The organism is Planctomonas sp. JC2975, from assembly GCF_012985205.1.
Taxonomy (GTDB): domain Bacteria; phylum Actinomycetota; class Actinomycetes; order Actinomycetales; family Microbacteriaceae; genus Humibacter.
The window spans coordinates 1896765-1910158 of sequence record NZ_JABEKS010000001.1; the positions used below are offsets into that span (position 1 = coordinate 1896765).

Annotated in this window: 12 protein-coding genes; 5 read left to right on the forward strand and 7 right to left on the reverse strand. The window is 67.7% G+C overall.

Translation table 11 applies throughout. From position 1 onward, the window contains the following. The first annotated feature begins 40 nt into the window (after positions 1 to 40). Both HII28_RS08555 and HII28_RS08560 read left to right on the forward strand, forming a co-directional pair. Complete coding sequence (locus HII28_RS08555) at positions 41 to 763, forward strand: IniB N-terminal domain-containing protein (RefSeq protein ID WP_170025014.1); 723 nt, start codon at positions 41 to 43, stop codon at positions 761 to 763. Positions 764 to 918: 155 nt separating this feature from the next. Further along, complete coding sequence (locus tag HII28_RS08560; protein ID WP_170025015.1) at positions 919 to 1416, forward strand: hypothetical protein; 498 nt, start codon at positions 919 to 921, stop codon at positions 1414 to 1416. Here the strand turns inward: HII28_RS08560 and HII28_RS08565 are convergent. The 4 genes from HII28_RS08565 to HII28_RS08580 all read right to left on the reverse strand — a co-directional run bounded on the left by HII28_RS08565 (position 1354) and on the right by HII28_RS08580 (position 6658). Then, complete coding sequence (locus HII28_RS08565) at positions 1354 to 2883, reverse strand: dynamin family protein (RefSeq protein WP_170025016.1); 1530 nt, start codon at positions 2881 to 2883, stop codon at positions 1354 to 1356. The two genes, HII28_RS08560 and HII28_RS08565, sit on opposite strands and share 63 nt — an antisense overlap. Next, the gene (locus HII28_RS08570; protein WP_346769236.1) at positions 2880 to 4913 is read right to left on the reverse strand and encodes a dynamin family protein; all 2034 of its coding nucleotides are present in this window, start codon (positions 4911 to 4913) and stop codon (positions 2880 to 2882) included. The genes HII28_RS08565 and HII28_RS08570 overlap by 4 nt, the downstream gene beginning before the upstream one ends. 144 nt (positions 4914 to 5057) lie before the next feature. Continuing rightward, positions 5058 to 5810 (reverse strand): hypothetical protein, encoded by a 753-nt coding sequence (locus tag HII28_RS08575; RefSeq protein ID WP_170025018.1) that lies wholly within the window; start codon positions 5808 to 5810, stop codon positions 5058 to 5060. Between the two features lie 74 nt (positions 5811 to 5884). Next, positions 5885 to 6658, reverse strand: coding sequence for a hypothetical protein (locus tag HII28_RS08580; RefSeq protein WP_170025019.1), 774 nt, complete (start codon positions 6656 to 6658; stop codon positions 5885 to 5887). 184 nt (positions 6659 to 6842) lie between these two features. Between HII28_RS08580 and HII28_RS08585 the strand changes: the two genes are divergently transcribed. Continuing rightward, the gene (locus tag HII28_RS08585; RefSeq protein ID WP_170025020.1) at positions 6843 to 7700 is read left to right on the forward strand and encodes a fused MFS/spermidine synthase; all 858 of its coding nucleotides are present in this window, start codon (positions 6843 to 6845) and stop codon (positions 7698 to 7700) included. A 48-nt stretch (positions 7701 to 7748) separates the two neighbouring features. Here HII28_RS08585 and HII28_RS08590 read toward each other — a convergent pair whose 3' ends face one another. Next, positions 7749 to 9569, reverse strand: a complete 1821-nt coding sequence (locus HII28_RS08590) for a 5-oxoprolinase/urea amidolyase family protein (RefSeq protein WP_346769237.1) — start codon at positions 9567 to 9569, stop codon at positions 7749 to 7751. Continuing rightward, the gene (locus HII28_RS08595; protein WP_170025021.1) at positions 9566 to 10324 is read right to left on the reverse strand and encodes a 5-oxoprolinase subunit PxpA; all 759 of its coding nucleotides are present in this window, start codon (positions 10322 to 10324) and stop codon (positions 9566 to 9568) included. Before HII28_RS08595 ends, HII28_RS08590 begins: the two co-directional genes overlap by 4 nt. Positions 10325 to 10455: 131 nt before the next feature. On the opposite strand from HII28_RS08595, the gene HII28_RS08600 reads away from it, so the two are divergent. Further along, positions 10456 to 10914 carry a SprT-like domain-containing protein gene (locus HII28_RS08600; RefSeq protein WP_170025022.1) on the forward strand — a complete coding sequence of 153 codons (459 nt, stop codon included), beginning with the start codon at positions 10456 to 10458 and terminating at the stop codon, positions 10912 to 10914. A gap of 96 nt (positions 10915 to 11010) precedes the next feature. Here HII28_RS08600 and HII28_RS08605 read toward each other — a convergent pair whose 3' ends face one another. Then, positions 11011 to 12540: an FAD-dependent monooxygenase gene (locus HII28_RS08605; RefSeq protein ID WP_170025023.1), complete on the reverse strand. Its 1530-nt coding sequence runs from the start codon at positions 12538 to 12540 to the stop codon at positions 11011 to 11013. 85 nt (positions 12541 to 12625) lie between these two features. Here HII28_RS08605 and HII28_RS08610 point away from each other — a divergent pair, with 85 nt between their 5' ends. Beyond that, positions 12626 to 13351: a TetR/AcrR family transcriptional regulator gene (locus tag HII28_RS08610; protein ID WP_170025024.1), complete on the forward strand. Its 726-nt coding sequence runs from the start codon at positions 12626 to 12628 to the stop codon at positions 13349 to 13351. The last annotated feature ends 43 nt before the right edge of the window (positions 13352 to 13394 follow it).

Consider the following 13394-nt stretch of genomic DNA (forward strand, 5'->3'; position numbering starts at 1 on the left):
CTAGGTTCGAAGTAGAGCATCGCATTCAAGGAGCGCAAGCATGAGTGTCACTCTCGCGACGGTCGCGGATTCGCTGATCGATTTCATCCTGAGCCTCCTGCAAGATCCCGCAGCGACTGAGAAGTTCAACTCGGATCCGCAGACGGTGCTCGCCGACAACGGTTTGAGCGGAATCTCGGCGGCTGACGTGTGCGCCGTCGCACCCGTCATCGCGGAGCGTCCGGGGGTTCAGGTACTCCAGATGTCGCCGCACTTCACGGTCAGCGATCCCCCCAGCGATCCCCCCAGCAGGGCCGTGCAGGAGATCCAGACCATCACCCACAATCTGACGTACGTCGACAATCGATCCACCCTCGTCGACCAGTCGACGAACCAGAACATCTGGGCGACGGGCGACGTGACGCAGAACTTCGACCAGCACGCGACGGTCGGTTCCGGTGACGGATCGACGGTCGCCGGCGGAAACATCGATCTCACCAGCACGCAGGACGACTCGACGCACATCACGGGCGGTGGGGACGTCAACATCGGCAACACGACGACGCAGACGACCAGCACGGATTCGGGCAACACGCTCACGGACAACTCGGCGGCCACCGACAACTCGACGAATGTCGACGCTGACGACGCGCTTAACTCGACTGCTGCGACCACGACGACGGACGACTCGCACAACTCATCGGCCGCCGACTACAACGACACGCACACGACCACGGACGACACCTTCCCTGTACGACTCGCACGATGCGGCCATCGTCGATGACACGACCCCAGCCGACGACCTCTGATCTGGCGCGCCGGCCAGTGAGCCGACCTGCGACTCGGACGGGATCGTACGTCCCGCCGTTGATGGCGCCCTCTCCGGAGCCCCACGTCGCTCCGGCACGGCCGCCACTGAAGGAGAAGGCGCCTCCCCCTGTGCTGACGAAGGCCAAGCCGCCGGTCTCTGTGCGGGTGGCACAGGTCTTCTGGATCCTCAGCCTCGTCGCAGGCGCCGCAGGGGTGGTGTACGCGTTCATCATCCGGATCGCGCAGTTGCCCGCCATCGAGAAGCTCGTCAAGGGCGTCGAGGCGCACCGAGCGGATTCCACTTACGAGTCGGCGGCGCAGATCGTCTTCTGGTGCATCTTCGGCGCGATGATCGCGGTGGTCTTCCTCCAGATCGTGTTCTTCGTGTCGTTCCGGAACAGGCGTTCCAGCGTGCGATGGTGGCAATTCGGCACGTTGTTCCTGCAGGGGATAGTGCTGATCTTCGCCCACGAGCTCGTCGCCATGGGCGACCGGGGCAAACCGCTGGAGATCATCCTCGGCACGCAGTATCTGCTGGCGATCATCGCGTTGTGCGTGAGCCTGCTACCGCCTGCCCTCCGCTGGAGTGCCCGAAAGTACGACATCCGGCGCGGGCCGTCCGCCTAGCGGAAGAAGTTCGGCCATCGCCCCTTCGACGCTCCTGATGACCACTCGGCTGAGGTCGGCCGCCGCTCTGTCTGTGAGCGGAGACTGGGCGATGCCGTGCCAGTGCGCCAGGATGTCCTCCGCGCGCGCCCGGATCTGGTCATCGCCTGCCGTCTCGGGCAATCCCAGCCGTTGAAGCGCCGACGTACCCGATCCACCGGCGATGCGCTCGGCGTCCGCGCGATCGGCCTCCCGCAGCGACAGCGTGGAGGTGCGAGCACGCGCCAGCAGACCTAACTCTCGCAACTCGTGATTGTTGAGCATGATCTGCTCGATGTCGCCGAGAATGCCTGCGGCTTCCTGTACCGGCTTCTCGCGGATCAGGAGTTCCAGTCCCTGCAGCACCGCCCGTGTCTTGAGGGCGACCGTTCTGCTGCGGAACTGGTCGTTGATGAATCGCTGCAGGTCGACGAGCCCGCTCTGCTGCACGAGTCGTTCTGAGAGATCGGTGGAGTTCTTCGCTCCGGCGCGCAGCTGACCGGCCGCCAGACGGATGCCGAAAATGCCGAATCGGTCGAGCAGACCGCGCCGCTCCGCCACGCCGAGCGTTGTGGAATCGCTGCGCCGGACGAACCGATCGACAGACAGCAGAAGTCGTTCGCGTTCGCCGCGGTCCATCAGCGAGATCTCGCGGAGTGCGGTGAACTCGCTCTCGTTCATGGTGCGCGCCGCCTCAGCAAGGAGGCCCGCGACGGGGACGACGTCCAGCGTCAGTGCCCGCAGCTCCCCGTCTCGGCGGTAGCGATCGGCGATCTTGGCCGCCGAGATGAGCGAGTCGATGCGTCCGGATCCGAGTTCGTCCGCGCGGGAGAGGATCGCGAGCGCGTTGACGGCCTGCGAGCGTCCGGCAGCGGTGTCGTTGAACGCCTCCAGAAAGTGGATGTCTGCTGCGTGCAGGTGCCGGAGCATGTAGATGATCGCGTCCGCTTCGGTCGGCGACGACCCCGGTGTCAGGAGTCGCGCGGCCTGCGCCGACGTGTCGATGGAGAGGGACGCGATGCCCGGAGTGTCGATGAGGATCGTCCGGCGCAGATGCTCAGACGGCCATTCGACGCCGATCCAGTCGATCTCGTCGGCGGCGTAATCGCCGAGCTCGATCTGCAGGTCGCCCTGCACACGCTTCACGGGCATCGGAACGCGTTCGCCGTTCATCAGTTGGAGCGTGATCTGCGGGGTGCGCCCGTAGCGGTACCACATCACCGTGCGCGTGCACTCGCCAGCATCGGTGGGTGCGATCCGTTCGCCGATCAGGGCGTTGAGAAGAGTGGACTTGCCGGCTTTGACGATGCCGGCGACCGCGATGCGGAGCGGCTCCCTGAGTCGCGTGTCGAAGGTGTCGAGAACCTCGAGCGCTGCAGGATCGTCGTCGTATGCGCGTCTCGAGCGATCGATCACGTCGGCGACCGACTCGAGACCGCCACCCATCATCGCAATGCCCCGACGGGCTCTTCGGTCTCCGTCAGCGCCCGCACCTGCTGGCGCAGGAGCTCGATCTGCTGCTGCCGGGCCTGCAGGATGCGGATGCCCTCCTCACGATTGCCGGAATACGTCTGTGCGGCCCGCTGCGCGGCCATCACGGACTCGTTCAGTGACCGGTTCAGCTGATCGGCGATGCCGCCGAAGTGGTCGCGAGCCACTCGTTGAACCAACCGCAGCCGATCCTTCAGAGGCTTCGACACCTGGAACACGACCTCGTCGATGTGCCGGCGGACGATGTTCTTCGCCTCCATCTGCCTGCGCATGAGACGGTTGTTCATGTCCTCGCGGAATGCGCGGCGCCCGACCAGCACGCCGACGATCAGCGAGAGCGGATTGATCAGCGTCAGGCCGATCAGGCTCGTCGCAAGGCCCGTCATGAGAACACCACCGTACGAGCCGCGCAGCCCGATGTAGATCTTCTCGATGGTGCCCATCTGTCCGGGGTCCAGCGTTTGGATCTCGTCGACCGGCTCGAGCAGTTCCGCGGTGTCCGACACGTCGAACATCGGCAGGGCGGGGTTCTCGGCGACGAACTCCTCCGCGACCTGCTGGGAGAGCCATTGCGAGCGCTCGTTGGTCCACACGAACGTCTCGGCTATCGCCTCGGAGACACGATCGTTGAGCCACTCGGCGATCTGTTCCCAGATCGGTCCGGGGTCGCCCTCGTCGATGGCGTTCTCGGCTTCGCGCTGCACCTTGCGCAGACGGTCTCTGAGGTCGTGCTCCGTGTCGGACATGAGGTCGCCGATCCCGTCGCTGAGCAGGATCTGCCATCGGGAGGAGCGACCGCGGAACTCGTCGAGCCGGGCTCTGGCGTCTTCGAGCTGCGCCATGATGCGCGGCGTCTGTTCGGGATGCATGAGCGTCGTCAGCTCGGTGCGCACCGCCATGGCGAGCTGGTCCAACGAGGATTCCAGGTCGTGGATCGCCACCTGGCGGTGGAGGTCCTCGGCCTTGCTGAGCACGTCTCGCCTGAGGTATCCGATGAGCCCGGGAAAGCCGGACTCCCGGTTCAGCGTGGCGTCGTCCTGCGCTGCGGCCAGCAGGCGCAGATCGCTCGAAACAGAGAAGACCGGGACACCCCCGACATCTGCCAGGTGTCCACGGTCGATGTCCTCGATCCGACGCCATTGCGGGTAGATGTCCGTCTTCGAGATGACGGCCGCCATGTTCGGGGAAATGCGGAGCGCGTTGCGGATGAACTGCATCTCGGGCTCCGTGTACTCCTGCGAGGCATCCGACACGAGCAGGATGGCGTGCGCCGACGGAATCGCGGCGAGCGTCGAGAGAGAGCGCGTGGACTCGATGCCGCCCACGCCCGGCGAGTCGACGATGCGGAGGCCGCCGGCGAGGATCTGCCGGGGAAGGAACACTTCTGCCCCGAGGAGATTGCGCTCGTTGTTGGGATTGCCCTTCTCGGAGACGTAGTCTGCGAGCTCGTCGATCGAGATCGGGATGCGCTCTACCTCGTCGGGATCGCCCGTGCCCTCGCCATCCTCCGGATGCCTGATCACCACGGCCGACGGTGTCTCGCCGTAGCCGACGGACGTGGGAACGCTGGTGGCGATGTCGTCATCGATCGGGCACACCGGGGCGTTCACCAGCGCGTTCACGAGCTTGCTCTTGCCCTGTTTGAACTGGCCGAGCACGAGCACGCGTACATGCGGATCGAGCAGGCGCGAACGTGCGCGGTCGAGATACTCCACGAGGTCGTTGCGACCCAGCAGCTGGGTGATCTTGCGTGCCTTGGCGAGCAGCTCGACCACGTCACCGGTGTCGTGGCTGAGCACCAACTCCGACCCGGCGTCACCGGCGACCTCAGCGTGCTCGGTATCGGCTTCGGCCGTGTGCGTCGCCCCATCCCGCGGCAGCTCGGAGGACTCTGCCGGAGCGCTGCCGACTCGCGCGGCGCCCGCCTGCGCGTTCTCCGCCTGTTCCGACGCTGTCGCCGCCGACGTGGTGTCTTCCGACGCTCCCACGCTTCCCCCTTGGTCTACGACCGTGCCCCGCATCTCAGGCTAGTGCTGCATGCCGCACCCGACGCTGGACGATGACAACGAACAGGCCGCTGGCTTCCGCACCCCGGGCCGGGTCGGAAGCCAGCGGCTGTGCGCCGGTGCGAGTCAGGAACCCGCGTCGATGATGCCGCCGCCCTCGCTGCCCCAGATCACGTTCGCGTCGACGTCCCAGTGGCTGGTGTCGACGTTGTGCACCTCCGAGTTGAACGAGTCGTCAGTGGTCGTGTTGAATTCGGCCGAGTTGAACGAGTCGCTCGCGTCGACGTGCATCGAGCTGTCGTCGTGCGTCGAGTCGTCCGTCGTCGTGTTGAACGAGTTCCAGTTCGAGTTCAGCGTGGTGGTGTCGTCGATGTTGATGTTGCCGCCCGCCAGGATGTGCGTCGAGCCGTCCATGTGCTCATCGATGCTGACGTCATCGCCGGCAGCGATCGCCCCGGCACCCGAGGCGATGACCGAGGTCCCGTCAGAGGTGATCATCGATGGCCCGAAGGAGTGCAGGTCGGCGTTCACCGACTGGTCGACGACCGTGCTGTCACCTGAGCCGGACCCGCCACCGCCGAGGTTGTAGGTTCGGTCGCCCACGTCGACGGAATGGTCGTCGGTCACGTTGACGGTGCTCGTGTTGTTCGTGTCCCATGCCAGGTTGCTGGTCCACTCGTTGCCAGAGCCGTGCGAGGAGCTGTCGCTCGAATCGTCGGTGTTGAACGACCCGACGGCGGTGTTGCTCGTGTTCCCGGATGCGACGTTGCCGTCGTCGTTGAGACCGAGCGCCAGGTTGGTGGTGTCCGTCGTGTTGTTGGTCGTGTTGTGCGAGTTCCTCGTCGTGTTGTTCAGCGAGTCCGTGAAGTCGAAGGCCATGATGCTCGATTCCTTTCGTAAGACGGTGGCCAAGCAGCGGTCAGCGCGCGGTTGCGGCGCGCGGCGCTACCGCATCAGAAGTGGATGTCGGCGATTCCGGAGAGGAAGCTGTCCGACACGACATCGACGTTGGCGTCCACGTCGGTCGTGGTCGAGTTGTGCTGGTCCTCGTTGAACGACCCAGACGTGTCGACCGTGTTCGACAACGTGTTGCCGACATCGTCGAGGTTCATGTGAGTCGAGTCATCCGTGTACTGCGAGTTGTCGGTGTACTGGTTGAACGAACCGACGTTCGTGTCGACCGTCGTCGTGTCGCCGAGGTTCACGTCGCCGAAGACCGAGCCGATGTGCTGCGAGTCGTCGACATCCTCGTGGATGTGCACGTCGTCACCGGCCGCGATCGAGTTCGCGCCCGATCCGATCACCGACGTCGGGCTCGAGTAGACGAATGAGCCGCCGAACAGGCCACCGGAGTGCACGTCCTCGTTGATCGACTGGTCGACCACCGTGCTCGAGCCACCGCCCGACCCGCCTTCGCCACCGCCGCCGAGGTTGTAGGTGCGATCGCCGACATCGACCGAGTGGTTGTCCATGCTGGTGAAGCTGTAGCTGTTGTTGGAGTCGGCCGTCGTTGTGGATTCGGCCGAGTTGTTCGAGTCGTGCTGCGAGCTGTCGGTCGAGCTGTCTGTGTTGCCGGAGAACCACGCATCGGCGCTGGTGTTGCCCGAATCGAGGTTGCCCGAATCGGTGATGCCGACGATCGCGTTGGTGTTCGCCGTCGAGTTGTTCGTGGTGTTGAACGAGTCGCGAACCCGCGAGTTCAGCGAATCGTCGAAGTTGAGAACCATGAGAATGACCCAATCCCGGAGCGAACGCCCCGACGTTCCTGCGTTGTGATTTCACGGTACGAGCGGCGCTGTGCATGCACATCGGGGAAGACTCCGGGTTTCTGCGGTCGCCGGGGAGGGGATTGCGGAGGGTACCCCCCTCCCCGTTAGGGGCGGAGTCGGGACCCGCGCATAGGCTGGATGGGTGCGTGAACATCCGTCGATCATCCTGAAGCACAGCGGCCTGCGGGCGGTGATCGAGCCGGATCGCTGGGTGCCCGGTTCGTTCCAGCTCGTCGTGGACGGCACGCCGCAGTCGCACGTGGACGTCGACGATCCGACCCGCCTGTTCTTCGAGTACGTGCAGCGCATGGGCAACGTGATCGACCTGCTCGGGGATCCGGGCGAGCCGATCACCGCAGTCCACCTCGGAGCGGGGGCCATGACGCTGCCCAGGTACATCGCGGCGACGCGTCCCGGATCCCGGCAGCAGGTGATCGAGCTGGAGAGCGAGCTCGTCGACCTCGTGCGCACGGAGCTCCCGCTGCCGAAGTCGGCGCAGATCCGGGTGCGGCACGGGGATGCCCGCGAGGTGGTCCGCAAGCTGCCTGCCGGTCTGCGGGGCACGGTCGACCTGCTCATCGTCGACATCTTCAGCGGTGCGCGCACGCCGGCGCACGTCACCAGCGTGGAGTTCTACCGAGAGGCCGTCTCGCTGCTGAAACCCGACGGCGTCGTGCTCGTCAATGTGGCGGACGGTCCTCCGCTGTCCTTCGCGCGCGGGCAGGCCGCAACGCTCGCCTCCGTCGTGGAGCACGTCGCGGCCCTCGCCGAGACGCAGGTGCTGAAGGGCAAGCGGTTCGGCAACATCGTGCTCGTCGGATCCAATGCTCCGCTGCCGCTCGACTGGCTGCCGCGGCTGCTCGCGAGCGGACCGCATCCGGCCAAGGCCGTCGCCGGCGAGGAACTCTCGCAGTTCGCTGCAGGCGCCGCCGTCGTGACCGACGACACGGCAGTGGCCTCACCGCTCCCCGGACGGAGCGTGTTCCAGCTGCGCGGCTGAGTCGGGAGTGAGCCTGCTGAACTGGTCGACGACCGCCGCTCGGCCGGATCAGCCGGCGGCGCGAGCGTGTCGGAAGCGCACGCGCTGGCCGGGCCGGAGCTGGCCGAAGAGGTCGAGGTCGGCATCCGTCACGACAGCGATCACCGGATACCCGCCGGTCACGGGCCCGTCAGCGAGCAGCACCGTCGGCTCGCCCGACGGAGGCACCTGTACGCATCCCGGCACCATCGCTTCGCTCGGAAGCTCGGCGGGCAGCCGAGGGTCTGGCGAACGCTCGAGCGTGATGCCATCCGGCGAGCGCAGCCGCATGCCGACCCGGTTCGAGGCCTGCGTCACCTCCCACTCGACGTCGTAGAAGGCCGCGACTGCTGCCAGCGTGAACCAGTCTGCGCGCGGTCCGGCGACCACGTGCACGTCCACCTCCTCGTCGGGCGGTGCGGCCACCGTGAGCGCGTCCACGGCCGGAATCGCACCGGCGACGGCATCGCCCAGCGTGAGCACGTCCCCAGCGGCCAGCTGAGCAGGACCGACGCCGGCCCCGATGTCCGACGCCGCGGATCCGAGTTCCCGCGGAACGGCGATCCCGCCGCGCAGAGCGACGGAGAATCGCAGGCCGTGCTCGGCCGGGCCGAGTTGCAGCTCGTCGCCTGCTGCCGCGTGCACGGCGGCATCCGGCTCGATGGGATGCCCGCCCAACCGCAGCGCACCCCTGGCGCCCGTCACGGCGAACCAGGTCGGCTGCTCGAACCGCAGTCGTGCCCCGACGACCACCTCGAGCCCGGCTGCACCCTCCCGGTTGCCGATGAGCCGGTTGCCGAGCCGCAGCGCAGCCCGGTCGAGCGCCCCTGATCTGCCGGCGCCGACGGAGGCGAATCCCCGCCGCCCGAGGTCTTCCACGAGCAGCTGCATGCCCGCGTCGACGACGACCACCGCAGAGGATTCGCGACCTGTTGCGGCGAGATCACGAGCTCCGTGCGCCTCATCGTCGGACGTGAGGGCTGTCCCGGAACCGGCGGCGGACGGCGCCGAAGGCGACGCGAAGGCGTCGACGGCACGGAACCGCACGAGTGTTCCGGGCGCGAGGAGCGCGGGACGAGGGTCTCGAGGGCGCCAGAGCGGCGCATCCGTGCGGCCGATGAGCTGCCATCCGCCAGGACCCTCGCGCGGGTACGCACCGCTGAACGCCCCGGCGAGCGCGACGGATCCGGCAGGGACGCGCGTTCGCGGGCTGTCCCGTCGCGGCACCTCGAACCAGTCGTCGTCGGTGACGAGGTAGCCGAAGCCGGGCGCGAAACCGCCGAAGGCCACGCGCCAGGCTGCGCCGGTGTGGCGGCGGACCAGGTCGTCGACGCTCACGCCGAGCAGAGTGGCGAGATCCACGAGGTCGTCGCCGTCGTAGACGACGTCGAGCACGAGCTCGTCGCACGATGACGCCTGTCGGCCCGCGTAATCGTCGACGTCCGCGACCCCGGCCCCGCCATCCTCAGCGGAGGCGCCTCCGATGGTGCGGTCGCTGTCCGGCGTTATCTCGCCGGCCGTGCGCACCAGCCACGTGCGTGCGGCGTCGAGCGAGAGCCGTGCGGGATCCAGGAGCACAGCGAGGGTGCGGGCCGCCGGCACCAGATCCTCAACGCCGGCCGGTCCGGGCGCCTGCAGGGCCTCGTGCAGCGTGAGAACCGCGGCGAGGTCCGGAAGGTCGACGAACAGGGCGCGATCCCCCAGCGCGCGGATCCGCATGGCCGGTGCTGCTCCAGCTCCGTTGGCGAGCGCACCGGGCGTCGTGCTGCGCGTGTCGACGGATCCGAGGGCCGACGCGCGGCCGTCCTTCGCCTCGTCTGCGGCACGCTCGGGCGGCTCACTGCTGCTCACGCGAACGCCTCGATCCGGATGCCGGCCTCACCGAGCGCTTCGCGCACCGCGACCGCCATCGCGACGGCATCCCGACTGTCTCCGTGCACGCACAACGATGCAGCGTCGATCGGGATGGTCTCCCCCTCGATCGTCTCGACGACGCCCTCGGATGCCATCCGCACCGCCCGTTCCGCGATCCCGTCGTCGAGGGTCAACACGGCGCCCGCGCGTCCACGCGGGACGAGGGTGCCGTCCGCGAGGTAGGCGCGGTCGATGAACGCCTCGCGTACGAACGGCACGCCGTGCTCCGAGCAAGCCTGCTCGATGGCGCTGCCCGGCAGGCCGAGCACGGCGAGGTTCGCTGGGAAGGATGCCACGGCATCCGCAACGGCGAACGCCTGCTGCGCGTCGTCGACGATGCGGTTGTAGAGGGCGCCATGCGGCTTGACGTAGCGCACCTCGGCCCCCACTGATGACGCCACTCCCGCCAGCGCGCTGAGCTGGTAGAGCACGTCGGCGTGCAGCTCGACCGGTGCGACGTCGACGAAGCGCCGGCCGAATCCGGCGAGATCCCGATAGGAGACGTGCGCACCGATGACGACGCCTCGATCACGCGCGGCACGGGCGGTCGCCAGCATGGTGACCGGATCGCCGCCGTGGAATCCGCACCCGACATTCACGCTGGAGACCAGCTCGAGCATGGCGGCGTCATCGCCCATCGTCCAGGCTCCGAAGGACTCGCCGAGATCGCAATTGAGGTCTATCGCGCGCATCCCTCTTATTGTGCGCGTCGCCGGTCGCAGACAGGCCAACTCCGTGCGGCCACAGCACTGTCTGCGCGTCGTTCTCCACGTGCGAACGGCGTGCCGCCGCGGGTCTCAGCACCGTTGATTAACCTCGAAGGGTGGCCGAACTGGTACGGGTCCGCCGATGGGCGGAGGCGCTCATCGCGATGCATCTCGACGCGGATGCCTGGACCTTCGGCTTCGACAACGCCAAGACCCGCGGTGGCCAGTGCAATCACTCGACGAAGCGGATCACCGTGTCGAAGCACCTGGCAGCACGCTTCGACGACGACGAGATCCATCAGGTGCTGCTGCACGAGGTGGCTCACGCCATCGCCGGCCCCGCCGCCGGACACGGACCGACGTGGCGGGCGATCGCCGGCGACCTCGGCTATGTCGGCAACCGCACGCTCGACAAGCCCGTCGCCGAGGACCTCGCGCCGTGGATCGGCACGTGCCCGCGCGGCCACCTGCACTACCGATATCGCAAACCGACGCGAACACTGTCGTGTGCCAAGTGTTCGCGCCGGTTCTCGCGAGAGTTCCTGATCGTGTGGGAGCGGCGCGCGGTGCGCTGACCTGCGACGCCACTGGTTTCGGCGATCTCAGGCGGCTCACCGGCGTCCGCTGGTGTCACCGGGCGCAGCCCCCGATGCGCGCCGGCTTCGGCGACCTCAGCGGGCGCTGGGAACGATGCCCAGCGCCCCGAGAGTTGTCGCGAATCCGTCGGCGGACAGCGAGTCGCCTGCCCAGGCGATCACACCGTCCGGCCGCACCAGCGCGAACGGCGCGGGGGCGGCATCCGTCGCGAAGGTGCGGATGCGCTCGTCGAGCGATCCGGGAGCCTCGGCGCCCGGGCGGTGAGCCAGCACCACGTCGCCGTCGGCCGCAACGTCGTACAGGGAGCCTCCGTCGGCGTCGATCCCCGCCCAGTCGTCGGCGAACGTGCCTGCGGGGCCGCCGTCGCTCGCGTAGCTCACGACATCCCCTGCCACCACGCGGACCACTTCGGTCGCGCCGTCCGGCGTGTCCATGAGCGTGCGGAAGAGCCGCCCGGTGGCGCGCGAGCGCTCATCGGTGCGCATCATGCCGACCTGGGCGCGGCTCCACTCCAGGATCCGCTCCGCTTCCGGACGGCGTTCACGCTCGTAGTCGTCGAACACGCTCTCCGGAAGTCGACCGGCGATCACACCGGCCAGCCGCCAGCCGAGCGCCGTTGCGTCGAGCATGCCGAGCGAGAGGCCTTGACCACCGAACGGCGGGTGCACGTGAGCGGCATCCCCGGCCAGCAGCACGCGTCCGTTGCGGTATCGGTCTGCGACGCGCGTGTTGTCGGTGAAGCGCGTTGCGCTGATCACCTCGGTGACCGTCGCGTCGACGCCGCAGACGCGACGGATGGCCCCGGTGAGGTCGGTCGCCGTGATCTCGGCGGCGCGATCGGCAGGTGCCCCATCGAACTCGGCCGTGAGGATCAGGTTGTTCGGGATGCGACGGAACACGCCCGTCGGCGTGATGTTCCATCCGAGCGGGATGCCGTCGAGCCCCTCGCCCTTCACGAGCATCTGGTATCCGGTCATGACGCCGTCGAGGCCTGGGAAGCCGAAGCCTGCGCTCTTGCGCACGACGCTGCGGCCGCCGTCGGTGCCGAGCACCCAAGCAGCGTCGAAGTCGCCCGCATCCGTCACGACGCGCACGCCGTCGCCCTGCTGCACGACATCCGTCACCCGGATGCCGCGCCTCACCTCCACCCCGCGCTCTGCCAGCCGTGCCTCGACGAGTTCCTGCACCTGCTGCTGGCTGATCATCGCCGAGGAGGCGGCCCAGTCGAGCCGGTCCCACTGCACGAGATCCGCCCTGATCACCATGCCGGCCACATGCCCGACGAAACGCGGAGCGGCGGGCGCAGACGCGGGCGGCACGGTCGGTGACGGTGCGGACGCCGGCGGCACGATCGGCGCAGGCGCCTTGGCGCCCGGCGTGCGGCGTCCGACCGTCGCGCCACCGGGGGAAAACAGTCCGGGGCCGAAGTCGACCCCGCGACGCCGGAGCGTGTCGGCGGCCGGCCCGTTCAACGAGCCGGCCTTGATCGTGGGGTCGATCGCCGTGCTGCTCTCGAGCACGAGCGGCTGCACACCGGCGAGCGAGAGCTCGAGGGCGAGCATGAGGCCGACCGGTCCGCCGCCCACGATGATCACGTCGTTCATGATGTTCCGCCTTCGTTTCGAGATGAGATCCTGATTTAGGTTCAACCTATTTTTAGGTTCGACCCAATATTGTTAGACTCTCGGCATGCCGTCAAGTGCCAGTTCCGGAAAGTCCGCAGCACGCACATCAGTCGAGCCGTCGGCCGTCGCCGGCTCGACCACCGGCGAACCGGCTCATGGTGTCGAGCCCGAGGTCGCGGGAGTCACGTCGGCCAAGCAGCGCCGCCGCAAGCGCATCTCTGACGCCGCGACGATGCTCTTCGGAGAGAGAGGATTCGACGCCGTCTCGATCGCGGATATCGCCGAGGCGTCCGGAGTGTCGAAGATGACGGTGACGAATCATTTCGCGCTCAAAGAAGACCTGATCTTCGACGAGTTCGACGACGAGGTGCGGCGGATCCGCGATGTCGTCACCGGTGCCGACGGCATCGCCGCCGCGGTGGATGCCGTCGAACGCTACTGCGAGCAGCGCGAGCGCGAGGGCGGCACGGCTCGCGCCCTGGCATTCGAGCAGATCCCGGATGCGTGGCCACGGTTCGCGCGGATCGTGCTTTCCAGCCGCGCGCTCACCCAACGTCTCCATGCCCACTATCTCGAGCTGCGGGATGCCATCGCGTCCGCCCTGCCCGCCTCCGTTGCCCTCGCCGACGCGACGACGACGGCCTGGCTGCTCGCCGAGACAGTGCACCTCGTCGACTGGTGGCCATACGAGGCCGTGGACCGCGGACTGGACGTCTCGCACATCAGGAGGGAGCGCATCCGGATTCGCACGCGCGCCTTCGAGGCGCTGCGCAACGGGCTGCCCGGCTGAGTGTTCCGGCGCGAGAGCTCCGCCATCGGTCTTCTACCACAAC